Source organism: Streptomyces populi (assembly GCF_002911015.1).
Taxonomy (GTDB): domain Bacteria; phylum Actinomycetota; class Actinomycetes; order Streptomycetales; family Streptomycetaceae; genus Streptomyces; species Streptomyces populi.
Map to the genome: position 1 here is coordinate 1 of NZ_KZ626915.1, position 21000 is coordinate 21000.

At 73.0% G+C, this 21000-nt stretch carries 19 protein-coding genes; 12 read left to right on the forward strand and 7 right to left on the reverse strand.

The window, feature by feature from the left end:
• The 3 genes from CW362_RS29790 to CW362_RS29800 all read right to left on the reverse strand — a co-directional run.
• Nucleotides 1–421, reverse strand: a 421-nt coding sequence (locus CW362_RS29790; protein ID WP_420856884.1) for a tetratricopeptide repeat protein, incomplete at its 3' end; no start/stop codon positions are given.
• Nucleotides 422–493: 72 nt separating this feature from the next.
• Nucleotides 494–727, reverse strand: coding sequence for a ferredoxin (locus CW362_RS29795; RefSeq protein ID WP_103552709.1), 234 nt, complete (start codon nucleotides 725–727; stop codon nucleotides 494–496).
• 2 nt (nucleotides 728–729) lie between these two features.
• A complete protein-coding gene (locus tag CW362_RS29800; protein ID WP_103552710.1) occupies nucleotides 730–2187 on the reverse strand; it encodes an aldehyde dehydrogenase in 1458 nt (485 codons plus the stop codon).
• A 193-nt stretch (nucleotides 2188–2380) separates the two neighbouring features.
• Between CW362_RS29800 and CW362_RS29805 the strand changes: the two genes are divergently transcribed.
• Complete coding sequence (locus tag CW362_RS29805) at nucleotides 2381–3460, forward strand: MBL fold metallo-hydrolase (RefSeq protein WP_103552711.1); 1080 nt, start codon at nucleotides 2381–2383, stop codon at nucleotides 3458–3460.
• Nucleotides 3461–3586: 126 nt separating this feature from the next.
• Here CW362_RS29805 and CW362_RS29810 read toward each other — a convergent pair whose 3' ends face one another.
• A complete protein-coding gene (locus CW362_RS29810) occupies nucleotides 3587–4249 on the reverse strand; it encodes a phosphotransferase (RefSeq protein WP_103552712.1) in 663 nt (220 codons plus the stop codon).
• A gap of 310 nt (nucleotides 4250–4559) precedes the next feature.
• On the opposite strand from CW362_RS29810, the gene CW362_RS29815 reads away from it, so the two are divergent.
• The 7 genes from CW362_RS29815 (at nucleotide 4560) to CW362_RS29845 (ending at nucleotide 12219) form a co-directional block, all read left to right on the forward strand.
• Complete coding sequence (locus CW362_RS29815; RefSeq protein WP_103552713.1) at nucleotides 4560–5801, forward strand: prenyltransferase/squalene oxidase repeat-containing protein; 1242 nt, start codon at nucleotides 4560–4562, stop codon at nucleotides 5799–5801.
• Nucleotides 5798–6454 carry an SCO2322 family protein gene (locus tag CW362_RS29820; RefSeq protein ID WP_103552714.1) on the forward strand — a complete coding sequence of 219 codons (657 nt, stop codon included), beginning with the start codon at nucleotides 5798–5800 and terminating at the stop codon, nucleotides 6452–6454. The genes CW362_RS29815 and CW362_RS29820 overlap by 4 nt, the downstream gene beginning before the upstream one ends.
• 7 nt (nucleotides 6455–6461) lie before the next feature.
• Nucleotides 6462–7856 (forward strand): energy-coupling factor transporter transmembrane component T, encoded by a 1395-nt coding sequence (locus CW362_RS29825; protein WP_240658104.1) that lies wholly within the window; start codon nucleotides 6462–6464, stop codon nucleotides 7854–7856.
• The gene (locus CW362_RS29830; protein WP_103552715.1) at nucleotides 7853–9544 is read left to right on the forward strand and encodes an ABC transporter ATP-binding protein; all 1692 of its coding nucleotides are present in this window, start codon (nucleotides 7853–7855) and stop codon (nucleotides 9542–9544) included. The genes CW362_RS29825 and CW362_RS29830 overlap by 4 nt, the downstream gene beginning before the upstream one ends.
• Nucleotides 9541–10368, forward strand: coding sequence for an ECF transporter S component (locus CW362_RS29835; RefSeq protein WP_103552716.1), 828 nt, complete (start codon nucleotides 9541–9543; stop codon nucleotides 10366–10368). The genes CW362_RS29830 and CW362_RS29835 overlap by 4 nt, the downstream gene beginning before the upstream one ends.
• A gap of 379 nt (nucleotides 10369–10747) precedes the next feature.
• Entirely contained in the window at nucleotides 10748–11167 is a 420-nt protein-coding gene (locus CW362_RS29840; RefSeq protein ID WP_103552717.1) for an aggregation-promoting factor C-terminal-like domain-containing protein, read from the forward strand.
• Between the two features lie 374 nt (nucleotides 11168–11541).
• Nucleotides 11542–12219 (forward strand): YoaK family protein, encoded by a 678-nt coding sequence (locus tag CW362_RS29845; RefSeq protein WP_103552718.1) that lies wholly within the window; start codon nucleotides 11542–11544, stop codon nucleotides 12217–12219.
• Between the two features lie 101 nt (nucleotides 12220–12320).
• Here CW362_RS29845 and CW362_RS29850 read toward each other — a convergent pair whose 3' ends face one another.
• Entirely contained in the window at nucleotides 12321–13490 is a 1170-nt protein-coding gene (locus tag CW362_RS29850; RefSeq protein WP_103552719.1) for a steroid 3-ketoacyl-CoA thiolase, read from the reverse strand.
• A 294-nt stretch (nucleotides 13491–13784) separates the two neighbouring features.
• On the opposite strand from CW362_RS29850, the gene CW362_RS29855 reads away from it, so the two are divergent.
• Nucleotides 13785–15029 carry a cytochrome P450 gene (locus tag CW362_RS29855; protein WP_103552720.1) on the forward strand — a complete coding sequence of 415 codons (1245 nt, stop codon included), beginning with the start codon at nucleotides 13785–13787 and terminating at the stop codon, nucleotides 15027–15029.
• Between the two features lie 228 nt (nucleotides 15030–15257).
• Here the strand turns inward: CW362_RS29855 and CW362_RS29860 are convergent, their stop codons facing one another.
• Nucleotides 15258–17303, reverse strand: coding sequence for a bifunctional glycosyltransferase 87/phosphatase PAP2 family protein (locus tag CW362_RS29860; protein ID WP_240658105.1), 2046 nt, complete (start codon nucleotides 17301–17303; stop codon nucleotides 15258–15260).
• A 493-nt stretch (nucleotides 17304–17796) separates the two neighbouring features.
• On the opposite strand from CW362_RS29860, the gene proP reads away from it, so the two are divergent.
• Both proP and CW362_RS29870 read left to right on the forward strand, forming a co-directional pair.
• Nucleotides 17797–19143, forward strand: coding sequence for a glycine betaine/L-proline transporter ProP (gene proP / locus CW362_RS29865; RefSeq protein WP_103552744.1), 1347 nt, complete (start codon nucleotides 17797–17799; stop codon nucleotides 19141–19143).
• Nucleotides 19144–19323: 180 nt separating this feature from the next.
• Nucleotides 19324–19995 (forward strand): O-methyltransferase, encoded by a 672-nt coding sequence (locus tag CW362_RS29870; RefSeq protein WP_103552722.1) that lies wholly within the window; start codon nucleotides 19324–19326, stop codon nucleotides 19993–19995.
• A 17-nt stretch (nucleotides 19996–20012) separates the two neighbouring features.
• Here the strand turns inward: CW362_RS29870 and CW362_RS29875 are convergent, their stop codons facing one another.
• Nucleotides 20013–20408, reverse strand: coding sequence for an FHA domain-containing protein (locus CW362_RS29875; RefSeq protein ID WP_103552723.1), 396 nt, complete (start codon nucleotides 20406–20408; stop codon nucleotides 20013–20015).
• 120 nt (nucleotides 20409–20528) lie between these two features.
• On the opposite strand from CW362_RS29875, the gene CW362_RS29880 reads away from it, so the two are divergent.
• Nucleotides 20529–20936: a DnaJ family domain-containing protein gene (locus CW362_RS29880; RefSeq protein ID WP_103552724.1), complete on the forward strand. Its 408-nt coding sequence runs from the start codon at nucleotides 20529–20531 to the stop codon at nucleotides 20934–20936.
• The last annotated feature ends 64 nt before the right edge of the window (nucleotides 20937–21000 follow it).

The window sequence follows — 21000 nt, forward strand, 5'->3', positions numbered from 1 at the left end:
ACCGCTCGATCCACACGACCTCCCGCTCGCCGTCGGTGTCCAGCCGTACGCAGGCGGCGCCGAAACGGCCCGCGATCTCACCCTCCCCCTCGGGGAGCTCGATGCCGAAGCCGTCCCAGGCGTCGCGGGCGGTCGTCCAGTCCCGCAGGATCGTGGCGGCGATGCCGAGGTTCCAGTAGGCGGGATCGCCCTCGCCGCGCGGGGAGCGGGCCGCCGCCTCCCGGCCGAGGTCGAGGGCCTTGTCCCAGTTGCGCAGGAACTTGTGGGCGAGCGCGGCGTCGTACCACCACACCGCGCTCGGCTCCTCGTCGGGGAACCGCGCGAGCACCTGCTCGTAGAGGTCGGCGGAGCGCTGCCACTCCTCGGCCTCCCACGCCTTCACCGCTTCCCCGATCAGTTTCCTGGCCTCGGACTTCTGCACGCTTCCCGTCCCGGTCGATCCGTCGAAACGGCTGGAGGATATCCGGGGAGCGGGCCCTCCCCGGCCCGCGGCCTATTCCTCCGGCGGGAACACCGGCTCGCCGCCGGCCAGCAGTGAGATCATGACGGCCTCGACCGGACAGCCCTCGGCCGCCTCGAGGATCTTCTCGTTGGCGTCGGTCTCCGGCTCGACGGGGTGGGACTGCATGGCGGAGTCGAGGCGGAAGGCGTCCGGGGCGAGGTGGACGCACTGGGCCGAGCCGATGCAGACGGAACGGTCGACCCCGACCCGCCAGCGGTCGCCCATCCTCAGGCCTCCCAGCCGGCCGGGAGGTGGATCATCTTGTGCTCCAGGTACTCGCCGTACCCCTCGGGTCCGAACTCCCGCCCCAGGCCCGAGTTCTTGTAGCCGCCGAAGGGGCCCAGCATGTCGAGGCTGAAGGTGTTCACCGAGTAGGTGCCGGTACGGACCTGCCGGGCGATGTCGATGCCATGGGCGACGTCCGCCGTCCAGACGCTGCCGCTCAGCCCGTAGTCGGAGTCGTTGGCGATCCTCACGGCCTCGGCCTCGTCGCCGTAGGGGAGCAGACAGATCACCGGTCCGAAGATCTCCTCCCGGGCGATCCGCATCGAGTTGTCGACGTCCCCGAACAGGGTCGGCTCGACGTACCAGCCGCGGTCCAGCCCCCGCGGACGCCCGCCGCCGGCCAGGACCTTGGCCCCCTCCTCCTGGCCGATGCGGATGTAGTCGAGGTTGCGCCGCTGCTGCCGCTCGGCGACCAGCGGGCCGACCTGGGTGGCCGGGTCGAGCGGGTCGCCGACGACCAGCGCGTCCGCCGCCGCGGCGAAGGCGTCCGCGAACTCGTCGTAGCGCGAGCGGGGCACGAGGATGCGGGTCTGGGCCACGCAGGCCTGGCCGTTGTTCATCCAGGCCGCCGAGACGATCCCGGGCACCGAGGTGGCGAGGTCCGCGTCGGGCAGCACCACGGCCGCCGACTTGCCGCCCAACTCCAGTGTCACCCGCGTGAGATGGCGGGAGGCGACCTCCATGACCCGTTTGCCGGCGGCGACCGAGCCGGTGAAGGAGACCTTGTCGACGCCGGGGTGTCCGACCAGGTACTCGCTGACCTCGCGGTCGGCCGGGAGGATCGACAGCACACCCTCGGGCAGCCCGGCCTCCTTCGCGATCTCGCCGAGCAGATAGGCGTCCAGGGGCGATTCGGGCGACGGCTTCAGCACGACGGAGCAGCCGGTCAGCAGCGCGGGCGCGAGCTTGGCCGCCGCCACGAACTGCGGGACGTTCCACGGCGCCACGGCCGCCACCACACCCACCGGCTCACGGCGGACGAGGAGTTTGCCGAGGACTCCGTCGCGGGTCTCCTCGTACGTGTAGCCGCGCGCGACGGTGATCGCCGCGTCCCACACCATCATCGCGCCGAGGGCCTGCGCGAGGACGCTCCAGGAATAGGGGGAGCCGTTCTCGGAGGAGATGACACGGGCGATCTCCTCGTGCTGCACGGCGATGGCGTCCTTGATCCGGGTCACGACCGCGATCCGCTCGTCGAGGCTCATGCGCGGCCAGGGCCCCTCGTCGAAGGCCCGGCGCGCCGCGGCGACGGCCCGGTCGACGTCCGCCGCCGAGGCGTGCGGCACCCGTCCGATGACCTCCTCGGTGTGCGGGGAGATCACCTCGATGACGTCCTCGCCGAGCGGGTCGGTCAACTCCCCGCCGATGAACAGCTGTCCGTGTTCCACGAGCCCGGTCATGGCCGACTGCCTCCCAAGGACGCTCTCTGGCACCTTGTCTGACGGTTCATCAGATACGAGAACTGATACCAGTTCCCGCGAGATGAGTCCACGGCGCGGACACCGCCGCCCGTCCGGACGAAACGGTCGACCCGGGCTCCCATTGGAACCCGTTCTAGTTATAGTGGCGGGAATCGGCGACGGGTGGAAGCGCATGACGCAGGTGACCGATCACGGCGGGGGCGTACGGTCGATCAGGGTCCCCATCCCGGACAATCCGCTCGGCCACACGCTGGTGTACCTGGCCGACACCGACGCCGGACCCGTGCTCGTCGACACGGGCTGGGACGACCCCGCGTCCTGGGACACCCTCGTCCGGGGAATCACCGCCTGCGGAACGGCCGTCGAGGAGATCCACGGCGTCGTCGTCACCCACCACCACCCCGACCACCACGGCCTGTCGGGCCGGGTCCGCGAGGCGTCCGGCGCCTGGATCGCGATGCACGCCGCCGACGCGGCGATCGTCCGGCGCACCCGGGAGACCCGCCCCGAGGGCTGGTTCGGGTACATGGCCGCCAAACTGGAGGCCTCCGGCGCCCCCGAGGAACACATCGCCCCGCTCCGCGGGACACACCGGTCGGTCCGCCGCACCGGCACCCTGCCCGGCTTCTCCCCCGCGCTGCCCGACCGTGAGATCGTCCCCGGCGAACTCCTGCCCCTGCCCGGCCGCAGGCTGCGCGCGATCTGGACCCCCGGCCACACGCCCGGGCACGTGTGCCTGCACCTGGAGGAGACCCACCCGGACCGGCTGCCCGGCAACGGACGCCTGTTCTCCGGCGACCACCTGCTGCCGAGGATCACCCCGCACATCGGTCTCTACGAGGACCCGGACACCCACGGGCGCCCCGTCCACGCGAACGGGATCGAGGGCCTCGGCGAGATCGCCGACCCGCTCGGCGACTACCTCGACTCCCTGGAGCGCGTCGGCCGGCTCGGCCCCGCCGAGGTGCTCCCGGCCCACCAGCACGCGTTCACCGACGCGCCCTCCCGCGTGGCGGAGCTGCTCGCGCACCACGAGGAGCGGCTCACCGGCCTGCTCGCGCTCCTCTCCGTCCCGCTCACGCCCTGGCAGCTCGCCGAACGCATGGAATGGAACCGCCCGTGGGCCGACATCCCCCACGGATCGCGCAACATCGCGGTCTCCGAGGCGGAGGCCCACATACGACGGCTGGTGAAACTGGGCCGGGCGGAGGCGGTGACGGACAGCGATCCGGTGACGTACGTGGCGGTGTGAGCCCGCCGCACGACACCGGCCCGGCCGGGCCCGGACCACACCCGCCGCCCAGCCCGCCGGCACCCACGACCGACCGGTCGCGCACCTCTCCCGCACCCACGCCCACGACCGCCGACCGCCGACCGCTCAGCCCAGCAGCGCCCGTATCAAGCCGTCCGCTTCTCCCAGGAGTTCGACCTCCCGGGTACTCATCGTCGGATTGGCCGCCCGGCGCGCCCCCGCCTCCACGAGCCCCGCCTCGGTCACCTGGTCCTCGTTCCCGTCGAGCAGCGCCTCCAGCGTCTCCTCGGCCACGTCCCCGATCGCCTCGCCGCCGACGGCGACCTGGGCGAGGATCACGGCGGACATGGCCCAGTCGAGACCGGGCGCCCCCTCCTCGGCGTTGGACCAGTCGATGACCTTCGGCCCGTCCGGGGTGAGCATCACGTTGTCGGGGTGCAGGTCCAGGTGCAGAACGCGGACGGCGGGGTCGGCGGAGAGCCGGGCGGGCACGGCGTGCAGTTTGCGCAGCAGCCGGGCCAGGACGAGGCCCGCCTCCTGGGCGGAGAGCAGGCCCTGGCCGAAGGCCTCCAGCATGGTCGGCCCGGACAGCCGCTCCATCACCAGGTCCCCGCGGGTCGCGGCCCGCACACCCGGCACCGGATAACCGTGCGAGCGCACGTGCTGCATCACCGCCGCCTCGGCCGTCGCGTCGCCCCAGCCCGCGCGGTCCCGCCGCAGCACCCACGCCTCGTCGATCTCGTAGACATCCGCCGAACGCCCCGAGCCGAGCAGTCTCCCCGTACGCATGACCCGAACCTAGCGGATGTCGCCCAGGTCACTTCGGGACCGTGCCCCAGGCGACACCCGGCGGAATCCGGGCGGCCGGTAGAGTGTGCGCGTCGTCATCACACCCTTACGAGGAGAAGCCGGTGCAAATCCGGCGCTGACCCGCAACCGTGAGCCACTTCGGTGGTGAGCCGGATCGCCTCGCACGGGACGTGACCGGCTCGTGCCCTCGGCAGCCCGCCGACGGCCGGCACCGTCGAGGGATACGGAGCCGGAGCCGCCCGGATGCCTGAGCGTGCCCGGTGCTGCCCGGCTCCCCGCAGGGAGAGTCATGTCTGTTCGCCGCACCGCAGCGGTACTGGCCGCCACCGCCGTCATCGGGGCGGTCGCCGCACCGGCCGCGTCCGCCGCCGGTTCGTCCCCCTCGCCGTCCCCCTCGGTGGCGCGCCCCTCGGGCCTGTTCGGCTCCACCGACCCGACCTACGACGGCGTCTGGCGCCAGTCGCTCGCGCTGCTCGCCCAGCACACCGTCGGCCAGAGCCCGGCCTCCTCGGCCATCGGCTGGCTGACCGGCCAGCAGTGCGCGAACGGCGCCTTCGCCGCGTACCGCGCCGACGCGAGTGCCGCGTGCGACGCGAAGACCCAGGTCGACACCAACAGCACCGCCGCCGCCGTCCAGGCGCTCGGCGCGCTCGGCGGACACGACGACGCCACCGGCAAGGCCGTGACCTGGCTGAAGTCCGTGCAGAACAAGGACGGCGGCTGGGGCTACATGCCCGGCGGACCCAGCGACACCAACTCGACGTCCGTCGTGATCGGCGCGCTGAAGGCCCTCGGCACGAAGCCCGCGAGCGTCACCAAGGACGGCAAGTCCCCCTACGACGCCCTGCTGAAGCTGTCGACGGCCTGCGACTCCGAGGGCGAGGGCGCCTTCGCCTACCAGCCCGACAAGAAGGGCAAGCTGGCGGCGAACGCGGACGCGACCGCGGCCGGCGTGACCGCCGGCATGGGCCAGGGCTTCGTGGCGGAGCCCGGCAAGACGTTCGACCTCACGGGCTGCCACGTCGGCTACGAGCCCGACCTGGCGGACGCGGCGGGCAACGGCGCCAACTACCTCGCCAAGACCATGGCCAAGACCTCGTACCTGAAGTCCGCGCTCCCCGGCGCCAAGGACCAGCCCGACTACGGCAACACGGCCGACGCGGTCGTGGCCCTGGCGGCCATCGGCGCGACGAAGGACGCGCAGAAGCCGCTCGCCTGGCTGGAGAAGAACTCCGCCGACTGGGCGGCCAAGTCGGGCCCGGCCGCGTACGCGCAGCTCATCTTCGCCGCGCACGCCACCGGCACCGACCCGCGTGACTTCGGCGGCAAGGACCTGGTCGCCCAGCTCGCCGCCACGGGCCCGGGACCGGTCGCGGCCGGCGCCACGGCGAGCCCGAGCGAGAAGAAGAACGACGAGAAGAAGGACGACGGCGACGGCCTCGGCGTCTGGTGGATCATCGGCGTCGGCCTGGTCGCGGGCATCGGCATCGGCTTCCTGATCAGCGGCCGCAACAAGAAGCAGCAGCTGTGACCGGCCGTCGGACGGCCGCGCCCGCCCTGGCCCTCGCGCTGGCCCTCCTGCTCCTCGCCCTCGGCGGCGCGGGGCAGGCCCGGGCCGTCGGCTACCGCTACTGGTCCTTCTGGGACCTGACCGGCGGGAAGTGGACGTACGCCACCCAGGGCCCGTCGACCGCGCGTCCGTCCGACGGCGACGTCCAGGGCTTCCGCTTCGCGGTGAGCGAGGACTCCCAGCACGCCGTACAGCCGCGCGGGGAGCGGGAGTTCGCCGCGATATGCGCCAAGACGCCCGCCCGGCACGGCAAGAAGCGGGTGGCCCTGGTCATCGACCCGGGCACGGCCGCCGACGCGCCCTCCGGCGAGACGCCCCCGTCCGCGCGCACCGCCTGCGCCCGGGTCGCCCCCGACGCGACCACCGCGGAGGCCCTGGCGGCGGTCGCGAGTCCGCTGCGCTACGACACCAACGCCCTGCTGTGCGCCATCACGGGCTATCCGAGGACGGGCTGCGGCGACCCGGTCGCGGCCGGCGGCCCGACCCCGACCGCGAAACCGCACGCCTCCGCACCGGCCGGACACGGCCCCTCCGTGGGCCTGCTGGCGGGAGGGGCGGCGGTGGCCGCGCTGGGCGCGGCGGCCGTCTGGCAGGCCCGTCGGCGCAAGGGCTAGACAGGTCATGACCGACGCCGACCACCCCACCACCTCCATGGACGACCGCCCCGCGACGAGGCGGGACTCCCCCCTGCCCGAACAACCCCGGACACCCGGCAAACCGGACCCCCGGCACCCGGCCCCGGCCACGTCCGGGGCGACATCACGCCCGGGCACCGCCCCGGCCGGGCGATCGACGGACGCCGGTCCGACGGAGCCGTCGCCGAGCGGCAGCCGCACGGGACCGGCACGCCGCAGCCGCACGGGACCGGCGCCCCGTACCGGCAGAACGAGCCGCACCCTCCGCACCACCGCCCCCGCCGCCACCCGCGCGAACGCCCTGCACCCCGGCGCCTGGTGGATCTGGGCCCTGGGGCTCGGCACGGCGGCCTCCCGCACCACCAACCCCCTCCTGCTCGCCCTGCTCATGGCGGTGGCCGGCTTCGTCGTGGCCACCCACCGCACCGACGCCCCCTGGGCCCGCTCCTACACCGCGTTCGTGAGACTGGCCGCGGCCGTCCTCGTGGTCCGCCTGGCCTTCGCCGTCCTCCTCGGCTCCCCGATCCCCGGCACGCACGTGATCGTCACGCTCCCCGAGATCCCCCTCCCGCACTGGGCGCAGGGGGTGCGCATCGGCGGCCGGGTCACCGCCGAGGGCCTGCTCTTCGCGCTCTACGACGGCCTGAAGCTGGCCGCGCTCCTCGTCTGCGTCGGCGCGGCCAACGCGCTGGCGAACCCGGCGCGGCTGCTCAAATCGCTGCCGGGAGCGCTGTACGAGGCGGGCGTCGCGGTGGTCGTCGCGCTCACCTTCGCCCCGCACCTGATCGCCGACGTCCAGCGGCTGCGCGCCGCGCGCCGGCTCCGCGGCCGCCCCGACCGGGGGCTGCGCGGCCTGCTGCACGTCGGACTCCCGGTCCTGGAGGGCGCACTGGAACGCTCGGTCGCGCTGGCCGCGGCGATGGACGCGCGCGGGTACGGGCGCACGGCCGAGGTCCCGGCCGCCGTCCGCCGGACCACCGGGGCCCTCACCCTCGGCGGCCTGCTCGGCGTCTGCGCCGGCACCTACGGACTGCTGACCGCGGCGGGCGACAGCTACGGCCTTCCGGTCCTGCTGGCCGGACTCGGCGCGGCGCTCGGCGGCCTGTGGCTGGGCGGCCGCCGCTCGCCGCGGACGCGGTACCGCCCGGACCGCTGGGGCGTCCGGGCCTGGCTGGTCGCCGGATCGGGCATCGCGGTCGCGGCCCTGATGATCCTGGCCGCCTCCCAGGACCCCGCCGGGCTGCGCCCCGGCGTCGTCCCCCTGGTCGCCCCCGACCTCCCCCTCCGGCCGGCGGCGGCGATCCTGCTCGGCCTGCTCCCCGCCTTCACGGCCCCGGCCCCCCGGCGAACCCCCGCCCCTGCCCCCGAGGAGTCATCGTGATCCGCTTCGAGGATGTCTCCGTGACGTACGCCGGAGCGGCCGGACCCTCCGTCCGGGGCGTGGACCTCGAGGTCCCGGAGGGCGAACTGGTGCTGCTGGTCGGCCCGTCCGGCGTCGGCAAGTCGACGGTGCTGGGCGCGGTGAGCGGACTGGTCCCGCACTTCACGGGTGGAACACTGCGCGGCCGGGTCACCGTCGCGGGGCGCGACACCCGCACCCACAAGCCGCGCGAACTCGCGGACGTGGTCGGTACGGTGGGCCAGGACCCGCTGTCCCACTTCGTGACGGACACGGTGGAGGACGAACTCGCCTACGGCATGGAGTCGCTGGGCCTGCCGCCCGCCGTGATGCGCCGACGCGTCGAGGAGACCCTCGACCTCCTCTCGCTGGCCGAGCTCCGCGACCGCCCGATCGCCACCCTCTCCGGCGGCCAGCAGCAGCGGGTCGCGATCGGGTCGGTGCTCACCCCGCACCCGCGGGTCCTGGTCCTCGACGAACCCACCTCGGCCCTGGACCCCGGAGCCGCCGAGGAGGTCCTCGCCGTCCTGCAGCGCCTGGTCCACGACCTCGGCACCACGGTCCTGATGGCCGAGCACCGCCTGGAACGCGTCGTCCAGTACGCCGACCGGCTCGCCCTCCTCCCCGCGCCGGGCGCTCCCCTGACCGTCGGCACCCCGGCCGAGATCATGGCCGTCTCCCCGGTGTACCCGCCGGTGGTGGACCTCGGCCGGCTGGCCGGCTGGTCCCCGCTCCCCCTGACCGTGCGCGACGCGAGACGCCGGGCGGGCACCCTGCGCGAACGCCTCACCGCGGCACCTCCGCAACCGGCCGCCCCAACCGCTCCCCTCCCTCCGGCACCCGTACGCCCCGCCCCCTCCCCTTCCCCCCTCACCCGCCTCCTGCGCGGACGCGGTCCGGCGACCGCCCCGCCGTCGGCGGAGGCGGCCGTCGTGGAGTCGCTGGCCGTCCGACGCGGACGCGTCGAAGCACTGCGCCGGGTCGGCCTGACCACGTGGCCGGGCGAGACCATCGCGCTGATGGGCCGCAACGGCGCCGGGAAGTCGACGCTGCTCGCGGCGCTGGTCGGGCTGGTCGAACCGACGGCCGGTTCCGTACGCGTCGGCGGGGCGGCACCCCACCGGACGGCACCGCGCGACCTCGTACGCCGGGTGGGACTCGTACCGCAGGAGCCGCGGGACCTGCTGTACGCGGACACGGTGGCCGCCGAGTGCGCGGCGGCCGACGAGGACGCCGGGGCCGCCGCCGGAACCTGCCGGGCGCTGGTCTCCGAGCTGCTGCCGGACATCGCGGACGACACGCACCCCCGTGACCTGTCGGAGGGGCAGCGGCTGGCGCTGGCGCTGGCCGTCGTCCTCACCGCCCGCCCCCCGCTGCTGCTCCTCGACGAGCCGACCCGCGGCCTCGACTACGCGGCCAAGGCCCGGCTCGTCACCGTGCTGCGTGCTCTCGCGGCCGAGGGGCACGCCATCGTGCTGGCCACCCACGACGTGGAACTCGCCGCCGAGCTCGCCGACCGGGTGGTGATCCTCGCGGACGGCGAGGTCGTCGCCGACGGTCCCACCGCCGAGGTGGTCGTCGCGTCCCCGTCCTTCGCCCCGCAGGTCGCCAAGGTCCTGGCCCCCGAGCCGTGGCTCACCGTCGCCCAGGTCAGAAGGGCCCTCGCATGACCGCCGCCCGCCCCCAGCCCCAGGCCCGGGCCGTCCGTCTCGGCCCGCGTTCCACGGCCGCCCTGGCCCTGGTCAGTGCCACCGGAGCCGCCGGATTCGCCTGGCCGCTGTTCGCCGGGCCCGGCTCCCAGGTCAGCGCGCACGCCCAGGACGCCCCGTGGCTGTTCGCGGGGCTCCTGGTCCTGCTGGTCGCGGTGGTCGCGGCGACGATCTCCGAGTCGGGACTCGGCCCGAAGGCGGTGGCCATGCTCGGCGTGCTGGCCGCGACCGGCGCCGCGCTGCGCCCGATCGGAGCCGGGACCGCGGGCATCGAGCCGATGTTCTTCCTCATGGTGCTGAGCGGCCGGGTGCTCGGGCCGGGGTTCGGCTACGTCCTCGGGTCCGTGACGATGTTCGCCTCAGCCCTGCTGACCGGCGGGGTGGGGCCCTGGATGCCCTTCCAGATGCTGGCCATGGGCTGGTTCACGATGGGGGCGGGTCTCCTGCCGGGCCCCGACCGGCTGCGCGGCCGCGCGGAACTGCTGATGCTCGCCGGATACGGCTTCCTCGCCGCCTTCGCCTACGGCACCGTCATGAACCTGGCCGGCTGGCCCTTCATGGACGCGCTGGCCTCGAACATCGCCTTCGACCCGCACGCCGCCCTGCCCGCCAACCTCGCCCGCTTCGTCGCGTACTGCCTGGCCACGTCCCTCGGCTGGGACCTGGGACGGGCGGTCGTCACCGTCGTCCTGACCCTGACGGTCGGCACGACCCTGCTCAAGGCCCTGCGCCGGGCCACGCGCCGGGCGGCCTTCGAGAGCCCGGTCACGTTCGACCCCCGGTGATCCGGGACCCACGTCACACCACCCGGCAGCACCGCGTGGCCTCCCCCGTACCGTCCGTCGTACCCGGGGTGAAGAGGCCCACAGGACCCACGTCACATACGAAGCAGCCTCGTAGACCGAAAAGCATGTCATGCCCGCGCCATTAAGGCCTCTGACCTGCACTTTGAGAGCCACATCACACAACAGACTTCCACCCCGAATGCGACCACAACTAGTAAAAGGGGTCATTGCGGACGGGTTCGGATCCTGTTTGTCTTGAGGACGTCGCCAGGCGCCACGAGCCCCCACGGGCCGCGGCGCCGACGTACGCCGCTCCTTCCACACACCACGTGGACACGGCGCACGAGCGACCCCATGCCCCCGAAGAAACAGGTTCTCCGTGTCCGTCTCCGCTCTCCGCCGCATCGTCTCCTCCCCGAAGAAGGCCCTCGCCGGTACCGCCGTGGCCGCCGCCACCGCCGGCATGGTCCTGGCCGCGGCGCCCGCCCAGGCCGCCGCGCCGACCAGCGCCTCCGCCGCGAAGTCGATCGCCCACGAGATGATTCCGGACGCCTCGCAGTTCAACGCCTTCAGCAAGATCGTCGAGCACGAGAGCGGCTGGAACGTCAGCGCCACCAACGCCTCCTCCGGCGCGTACGGCCTGGTCCAGGCCCTGCCCGGTTCGAAGATGGCCTCCGCCGGCGCCGACTGGAAGACCAACCCCAAGACCCAGATCAAGTGGGGTCTGGACTACATGAACTCCCGCTACGGCAGCCCGGCCGGCGCCTGGAGCTTCTGGCAGGCCAACGGCTGGTACTGATCAGCCCGGCACACGCGAGGCGGCACCCCGTTCCGGGGCTGCCGCCTTTCCCGTACCCGCCCCGGGCAAGCCCGCCACCGTGCCGCAAGCCCCCTGCCCCGGCACACCCACGAGCGTCTCCCCGCCCCCGGACCCCCGCTCCTCGAACGCCGGAGGGGCTGGATCTCCACGCCCGCGAGGGACTGCACCCGAGCCACCGATCACCCGCAGCCAGGTACGCACGCGAGGGGCCGCGCCGGTACATCGATGCCCGTCGCCACCGACGCCCACCCCTCACCCGACGGCGACGGGCTGATGCACCGGCACGGCCCCGGCCCCCACCGGACCGACACCGCGAACGCCGACGCAAGCGAACCCGTGGTGGACTGGCGCCCATGACCACGCAGACGCACGACCCGGAGTCACGAGGCCTGCGACTCGTCCCCGCGCTGCTCTCGCTGACCGTGGTCAGCGGGCTCATCGACGCCGTGAGCTACCTGGGCCTCGGCCACGTCTTCACCGCGAACATGACCGGCAACGTGGTGGTGCTCGGCTTCGCGGCCGCCGGAGCGCCCGGTTTCTCCGTACCGCACACCCTCACCTCGCTGTGCTGCTTCCTCGCCGGAGCGGTGACCGGCGGACGAACGGCGGTACGGCTCGCCGACGGCTCCCGCCGCACCTGGGCCCGCGCCACGTTCACCGCCGAGGCCGTCCTGACGGCGGCGTGCGCGGCGGCCGCCTTCGCCGCCCCGCACGCCACCGCCACCACGTACACCGTGATCGCCGTCACGGCCTTCGCGATGGGCCTGCGCAACGCGACGGTCCGCAGGCTCGGCATCGCCGACCTGACGACCACCGTCCTGACCATGACCCTGACGGGCCTGGCCGCCGACTCCCGCCTCGGCGGCGGCGCGGGCCGTCACTCCCCGCGCCGGACCGCCTCCGTACTGGCGATGGCGGCAGGCGCCCTGCTCGGCGCGTGGCTGGTCCTGCACCAGGGCCTCGCCCTCCCCCTGCTGATCGCCGCGCTCGTACCGGCGACCCTGGCGGCAACGACCTCCGGCCGGGAGTGACCCCGCACGAACCCGGCACCGAACCCAGCACCCGCACCCGCAGCGCACCCGCACCCGCACCCGCACCCGCAGCGCACCCGCCGGCGCAGCGCACCTGCATCTCACAACCGCTGAATGATCGTCCCCGTAGCCAGCCCCCCACCCGCACACATCGTGATCAGCGCGAACTCCTTGTCCGCACGCTCCAGTTCATGCAACGCCGTGGTGATGAGCCGCGCCCCCGTCGCCCCCACCGGGTGCCCGAGCGCGATCGAGCCCCCGTTCACGTTCACCTTCTCCAGGTCCTGCCCGAAGACCTGCGCCCAGCTCAGCACGACGGACGCGAAGGCCTCGTTGATCTCGACGAGGTCGATGTCCTTCAGCGACATCCCGGCCTTGCCGAGCACGGCCCGGGTGGCGTCGATCGGGCCGTCCAGGTGGAAGTGCGGGTCGGAGCCCACCAGCGCCTGGGCCACGATCCGCGCCCGCGGCCGCAGCTTCAGCGCCCGCGCCATCCGCTTGGACGCCCACAGGATGGCGGCCGCGCCGTCGGAGATCTGCGAGGAGTTGCCGGCGGTGTGAACGGCCGTCGGCATCACGGGCTTCAGCTTCGCCAGCGCCTCCATGGACGTGTCGCGCAGCCCCTCGTCACGGTCGACGAGCCGCCACATGCCCTGCCCGGCCCGCTGCTCGTCCTCGGTGGTGGGCACCTGCACGGCGTACGTCTCGCGCTTGAACCGCTCCTCGGACCAGGCGACGGCCGCCCGCTCCTGCGAGATGAGCCCGAGCGAGTCGACGTTCTCGCGCGTCAGCCCGCGGTGACGCGCGATCCGTTCGGCCGCCTCGAACTGGTTCGGCAGGTCGACGTTCCACTCGTCGGGGAACGGCTTGCCGGGCCCGTGCTTGGACCCCGACCCCAGCGGCACCCGCGACATCGCCTCGACACCGCAGCTGATCCCGACGTCGATGACGCCCGCCGCGATCATGTTGGCGGTCATGTGCGAGGCCTGCTGCGAGGAGCCGCACTGGCAGTCGACCGTCGTCGCCGCCGTCTCGTAGGGCAGCCCCACCGTCAGCCAGGCCGTGCGCGCGGGGTTCATCGACTGCTCGCCGGCGTGGGTCACCGTGCCGCCGACGATCTGCTCGACGCAGTCGGCGGGGATGCCGGTGCGGCCGAGGAGTTCACGGTAGGTCTCGCCCAGGAGATAGGCGGGGTGCAGATTGGCGAGCGCGCCGCCGCGCTTGCCGATGGGGGTCCGTACGGCTTCGACGATCACGGGTTCCGCGGCCATGGGGGCTCGTCCTCTCCTCAGGCCTGTCCGGCGGCCAGGCCCAGCTGACCCGCGCAGCGCGGGGCGTCCCGGCCCACCCACCGCGCAGAACTAGAACGTGTACCAGTTCTTTGTGCAGTTTGCTGAGCGAACCCCCCGCGCCGCAAGGGTCGTGCAGCTCCCGAAGCCGCGATCCGCACGAACCCCGCACGTAATTGGGAGGCCCGCGCCTCTTGCCACTTGTAGAACCCGTTACTACCTTCACGGCGATTCCATGTTCCTGATGGACCGTCAGAAGCGCCCCTGGAGTTGCCGATGCCCTGTCCAGCGCTGCCAGACGGGTTCGATTTCACCGACCCCGACGTGCTGCACCACCGCGTGCCCCTCCCGGAGTTCGCCGAGCTGCGCCGGTCCGAACCGGTCCGCTGGATCCCGCAACAGCCCGGTGTCGCCGGCTTCGAGGACGACGGCTACTGGGCCGTCACCCGGCACGCGGACGTCAAGTACGTCTCGACGCACCCCGAGTTGTTCTCCTCGTTCCTCAACACCGCCGTCATCCGCTTCAACGAGCACATCCAGCGCGAACAGATCGAGGTCCAGCGGCTCATCATGCTCAACATGGACCCGCCCGAACACACCCGGGTCCGCCAGATCGTGCAGCGCGGCTTCACCCCGCGCGCCATCCGCTCCCTGGAGGACGCGCTCCGCGCCCGCGCCGCCTCGATCGTCGCGAACGCGCTCGCCGGGGCAGCCCCCGACGGCTCCTTCGACTTCGTCACCCAGGTCGCCTGCGAACTGCCGCTACAGGCGATAGCCGAGCTCATCGGCGTCCCGCAGGAGGACCGCGTCAAGATCTTCGACTGGTCCAACAAGATGGTGGCGTACGACGATCCGGAGTACGCGATCACCGAGGAGATCGGCGCCGAGTCGGCCACCGAGCTCATCTCGTACGCGATGAACATGGCGGCGGACCGCAAGCGGTGCCCCGCCAAGGACATCGTCAGCACACTGGTGGCGGCGGAGGACCAGGGGAACCTCGCCTCCGACGAGTTCGGCTTCTTCGTCCTGCTGCTGGCGGTCGCCGGCAACGAGACGACCCGCAACGCCATCACGCACGGGATGCACGCCCTGCTCACCCACCCCGACCAGTGGGACCTCTACAAGCGGGAACGGCCGAGGACCACCGCCGAGGAGATCGTCCGCTGGGCGACCCCCGTCGTCGCCTTCCAGCGCACCGCGACCCAGGACACCGAACTGGGCGGACGGCGGATCAGGAAGGGCGACCGGGTCGGCGTCTTCTACTCCTCCGCCAACAACGACCCCGAGGTGTTCGAGCGCCCCGAGGTCTTCGACATCACCCGTGACCCCAACCCGCACCTCGGCTTCGGCGGCGGCGGTCCGCACTTCTGCCTCGGCAAGTCCCTGGCCACGCTGGAGATCGACCTGATCTTCGACGCGATCGCCGACGCGATGCCGGACCTGCGGCTGGCGGGCGCCCCGCGCCGCCTCCGCTCCGCCTGGCTGAACGGCGTCAAGGAACTCCAGGTCGCTCACGCGTAGCGGGCGTCCCGCGCTCGGGCCGACGGCCTCCCGGCACCGTCGGCCCGTCCCGAGGGAGGCAGGGGCATCCCCCGCGCCCGCTCCTGCCTCCCCCGAGACCCACGGCCACGCACGGCGGCACGCACCACCCGCCCCGGAGACACGCCCGAATCAGCTACCGCCCGGATCAACACGACCGAATCAGCCTCCGCCCGAATCACCCCCCACCCGGATCAACTCCCGCCCGGATCAGCCAGATGTCCGGCCCACCGCCCCGACCGGCGGCTCCGCGCCGGACCCGACCGGTTCCACGGCCGTCCGGACACGCGGGCCCTGGACGAGACGGGTCAGCGCGAAGCCCGTGGCGACCACGGCCGCGCCGCCGACGGCGTCCAGGACCCAGTGGTTGCCGGTCGCCACGATCGCGGAGAACGTCAGGAGCGGGTGCAGCAGGCCGAGCGCCTTCATCCACCACCGGGGCGCCAGCACCGCGACGACGACCCCGCACCACAGGGACCAGCCGAAGTGCAGCGAGGGCATCGCCGCGTACTGGTTGGTCAGCGCGGTGAGCGTGCCGTAGTCCGGTTTGGAGAAGTCCTGCACACCGTGCACGGTGTCGATGATCCCGAGGCCCGGCATCAGGCGCGGCGGGGCGAGCGGGTAGAGCCAGAACCCGACGAGGGCGAGCAGGGTGGCGAGGGCGAGGCCGGAGCGGGCCCAGCGGAAGTCGGCGGGGCGGCGGACGTAGAGCACACCGAGGACGGCGAGCGGGACGCCGAAGTGGAACGACTCGTAGTAGAAGTCGAAGAAGTCCCGCAGGAAGGGTGTCCTCACCGCCGCGTGGTTGACCCAGTGCTCGATGTCCAGGCGCAGGAAGCCCTCGACGGCGGCGACCTGGCCGCCGTGGTGCTCGGCGGCGGCCCGGCCGCCCGAGATGGTGCCGCCCGTCGCGGCGAGCCTGACCTGCTGGTAGGCGGAGTACCCGACACGGATCAGGAGCAGTTCGAGCAGCAGGTTCGGGCGGGTGAGGACCCGGCCGGACGGCAGCAGCGGGATCCGTTTCCACCGGGTGGGGACGCGCGCCGCGCGGTCCGCCGGGACCGGGGTCCGGTAGTGCGCGGAGGTACGGGACAGGAACGGTACGACGGTGGCGGCGGCCAGCGCGGCGATCAGCACCACGTTGTCGCGCAGCGGGTCGAGCACCGGCATGTTCGGCAGCATCATCCGGGCGGGCAGCGTCATCACGAGGACGACCGCGACCGGCCACACATAACGGTCGGAGGCCTTCCGGCCGACCCGGCCGACGAGCGCGAGCAGTACCCACAGTGCCTGGTGCCGCCAGGTGGCGGGCGAGACCGCGACGGCGACGCAGCCGGTCACCGCGACGGCGAGCAGCAGCTGCCCGTCCCGGGCGCAGCGCACCGCGCGACGGAGTCCGACGACGGCGACGGCCGCGCCGAGCGCCAGGAAGAGCCCGGTCTCCGGCGGTCCGGTGAGGCCGAGCCGCAGCAGCGCGCCGTGCAGGGACTGGTTGGCGGCGTCGCCGGCGTTCTCGCCCAGGCCGGCGCCCGCCAGGTGGTGCACCCAGTACCTGTTCGAGTCGCGCGGCATCACGGCCCAGGCGAGCGCGGTGAGCGCGGCGAAGGCGGTCCCGGTGGAGACGGCGGCGCGGCGGCGCCCGGTGAACCAGAGCAGCGGCCCGAAGAGCAGCACGGTCGGCTGGAGGGCCGCCGCGAGCCCGATGAGCACCCCGCAGGCGCGCTCCCCGCGGACGGCGAAACAGCCGAGCAGGACGAGCAGCACCGGGATGATGCCGGTCTGGCCGAGGTGGAGGGCGTTGCGCACGGGGAGCGACAGCATCAGCAGGCTGACGGCCACGGGGGCGGCGAGCAGTGACGTACGGCGGCTCACGGGAGGCGGCAGGGCGCGGGCGGCGACCAGGCCGAGCGCCACGACCAGGAGCAGGGTGCCGAAGGTCCAGCCCCAGCCGAGGGTCTGTTCGGCCGCCCGGGTGAGGGGTTTGAGGACGAGGCCGCCGAACGGGGTGCCGGTGAACCGCGTCGACTCGTAGAGCGATCCCTTCACGTGCAGTACGCCGTTCGGGCCTACCCAGGTCTCCAGATCCGTCAGCCGGTCCGCCCTGGGCGCGCTGAAGACGGCGGCCGCCTGTCGTGCGGCCAGTACGACGGCGACGGCCCAGAGCCCGGCACGGAGCGCGCGCAGCCGTGCCCGCACCGTCTCCGGTGCTCCCACGAAGCCGTCGCCCGGCCGCCCGCCGCGCCCCACGTTCGCCACGCTCCGTCGACCCTCCCGACCCATTGACTGGCTCGTGTCTCACAGATCCCTTATGTCAACCCATATCAGGACCTTGCGAGACACGGCCACCCTCGCCGGGGACACGAGGAACCCCACCCCTCTCGAGCCATTCACCCCTTTTGCCCGGAAATCGACAGCCGACCGAGGGTCCGGTTCCCTCCGGAAGCCGCGACATGGATCACAGAGACCCCTTCGCGAAGGCGGCCCCGAGCGCCCCGTCGTGCCTGCGTACGCGGCCTTCATGTGCGCTGCGCGGCGGGCCGCACACCGCACGTGACGTGGACGAACAGTCCTAAGGTCACTTTTCGGCCCGCTTCCGGGCGGGCCGCCGGTCCGCCCCGTGGCGACCTCCGGATCCGCCCCGAGCGGACCGTCGGTCCGCTCCCGGCCGGGCCCGTCCCTGTCCCCGGCGAAAGGAAGGCCCTTGCCGACCGCCACCCCGGCGCTCCCCGCCGTACACGCCCCCGCCCCCGTGTCCCCCGCCCGCCCCGTCTCCCCCGAGGTCACCGTCACCGACCCCGCGCTGGTCAGGCGCGCCGTGAAGGCGGCGGCGCTCGGCAACGCGATGGAATGGTTCGACTTCGGCGTCTACAGCTACATCGCGGTGACCCTGGGCAAGGTCTTCTTCCCCTCGGGCAACCCGACCGCCCAGCTGCTGGCGACCTTCGGCGCCTTCGCCGCGGCCTTCCTCGTCCGCCCGCTCGGCGGCATGGTCTTCGGCCCGCTCGGCGACCGGATCGGCCGCCAGAAGGTCCTCGCGCTCACCATGATCATGATGGCGGCCGGCACGTTCGCGATCGGCCTGATCCCGTCGTACGCCACGATCGGCGTCGGCGCCCCGGTCCTGCTGCTCGCGGCCCGTCTGGTGCAGGGCTTCTCCACCGGCGGCGAGTACGCGGGCGCCACGACGTTCATCGCCGAGTACGCGCCGGACAGGAAGCGCGGCTTCCTCGGAAGCTGGCTGGAGTTCGGCACGCTGGCCGGATACATCGGCGGCGCGGGCCTGGTGACCCTCATGACCGCCCTGCTGTCCACCGACGACCTGCTGTCCTGGGGCTGGCGCGTCCCGTTCCTGATCGCGGGCCCGATGGGCATCGTCGGTCTCTACCTGCGGATGCGCCTCGAGGAGACCCCGGCGTTCGCCGCCGAGCTGGAGAAGTCCGAGGCCGGCCGCCCCAAGGTGCCGCTGCGCGAGATGGTCGTCGGCCAGTGGCGCACCCTGCTGCTCTGCGTGGGCCTGGTGCTGGTCTTCAACGTCACCGACTACATGCTGCTGTCGTACATGCCGAGCTACCTGACCAGCGAGCTGGGGTACGACGAGACGCACGGTCTGCTCGTAGTCCTCGGCGTGATGGCGCTGATGATGGTCGTGCAGCCGTTCGCGGGCGCCCTGACCGACCGGATCGGCCGCCGCCCGGTGATCGCCGCGGGCTGCGCCGGCTTCCTCGTCCTGTCCGTCCCGGCCCTGCTGCTGATCCGCCAGGGCAGTCTGCTCGCCGTCGCGCTCGGCATGGGCGCCCTCGGCCTGCTGCTGGTGTGCTTCACCGCCGCGATGCCCGCCGCGCTCCCGGCGCTCTTCCCGACCCGGGTCCGCTACGGCTCGCTCTCGATCGGCTTCAACGTCTCCGTCTCGCTCTTCGGCGGTACGACCCCGCTGGTCGTCACCGCCCTCATCGGGGCGACCGGGAACATGATGATGCCCGCGTACTACATGATGGCCGCGGCCGTGATCGGCGGCGCCGCCGTCTGGTTCATGACGGAGTCGGCGGGCCGGCCCCTGCCGGGCTCGGCACCCGCGGTGGAACCCGTGAAGCACTGACGGACCACTCCCCGGCACCCGCCCACGGCCCGTGCCACGACCGGCCGGGCCGGGCCGGGGCCCGCACCCCGTCGCCGAACAGGGCGGCCCGAATCCCGCTGGCACACGCGAGCACCGAGGACTAGGTTCGAACCCGGAAGTCCTTAGCGCATCTAACTAGGCATATGAAAGGCCCGGTGCATGAGCGAGTCGCAGCTCTGGAACGACGTCGACGACCACTTCACCACCCTCCTGGCCCCCGCCGACGAGATCCTCACCGCCGCGCTGCGCGACAGCGACGCGGCCGGACTGCCCCCCATCAACGTCGCACCGAACCAGGGCAAGCTGCTCCGGCTGCTCGCCGAGATCCAGGGCGCCCGCCGCATCCTGGAGATCGGCACGCTCGGCGGCTACAGCACGATCTGGCTGGGCCGCGCCCTGCCCGCCGACGGACGGCTGATCACCCTCGAGTACGACCCCCGGCACGCCGAGGTCGCCCGCGCCAACCTCGCGCGGGCCGGCCTCGACGGGATCACCGAGGTGCGGGTGGGCCCCGCCCTGGAGTCCCTGCCGAAGCTGGCGGACGAGAACCCGGAGCCGTTCGACCTCGTCTTCATCGACGCGGACAAGGTGAACAACCCCCACTACGTCGAGTGGGCGGTCCGGCTCACCCGGCCCGGCAGCGTGATCGTCCTCGACAACGTGGTGCGCGGCGGAGCGGTCACCGACGCGACGAGCACCGACCCGAGTGTGCGGGGCACCCGGGCCGCGCTCGAACTGATCGCCTCCCACCCGAAGTTGAGCGGCACGGCGGTGCAGACGGTGGGCACCAAGGGCTACGACGGTTTCGCACTGGCCCGCGTACAGGCCTGACCACCCGCTCCGCGGCCCTAGACCTCGTGGTAGAAGCCCACGTTCACGGTGTGGGGCCCGGTGCGGTCCTGGATGACGAGTTCACCGGAGCCGCCCACCGGGAGCCTGGCCGTCCCGCCGTACGGAAGCGGCTGCGGCTGCAACCCCGTCAGGATCAGCCGGACCTCGGAGGACGGCTCCGCGTGGGAGCCCCGGAGCCAGGTGACCTGCCAGGATCCGTCCGGGCCGCACAGGAACTCCAGGTGGACCCGGGAGACGAACAGCCAGTCGTCGGGGGTCGAGAGACGGCACACGGCCCGGTCCCTGCCCACCCGCAGCACGGCTCCCGGGTCGCTCGGCGCGTCGGCCATCTGCATCCCGGCCGTCGCTCCGGCATCCCCTCCGGACACCGAGGCCATGGTGAGTTCGAGCAACGCGCGCTCCTTCGTGAGGTGCTGATCCAATTGTCACGCCGGGGAACGTCGTTGCCCCGTCGCCGCCGCATGATAATTCGGCCTTCCCCCTCGCCGCGTGACCTCCGGCACAATGGACTCATGACCGAGCGCAAGCCACCCGGTGTCAGCTTCGAGTCGTGGGTCGACCGACAGATCCGCCAGGCGGAGGCACGCGGCGAGTTCACGGAACTCCCCGGCGCGGGCAAGCCGATGCCGGAGATCACCGACACCCCGTACGACGAGCTCTGGTGGATCAGACGGAAGATGGCCCGTGAGGGCCTGTCGGTCCTGCCGCCCACCCTGGCGCTGCGCAAGGAGGCGGAGGACGTGCTCGCGGCCGTTCCCGCGCTTCCCTCGGAACGGGCGGTCCGGCGGACGATCGAGGACATCAACGCCAAGATCCGCGAGGTCATGTTCAAGCCGCCGCCGGGACCTCCGCTCGGGCTCAAGCCGTACGACGTGGAGAAGATCGTCGAGGAGTGGCGCGCGGCCCGCAACCCGACCTGAGGGACCCGACGCCACCACGACGCACCCGCAGCCGGGTACGCACGGGAGGGGCCGTGCCGGTACA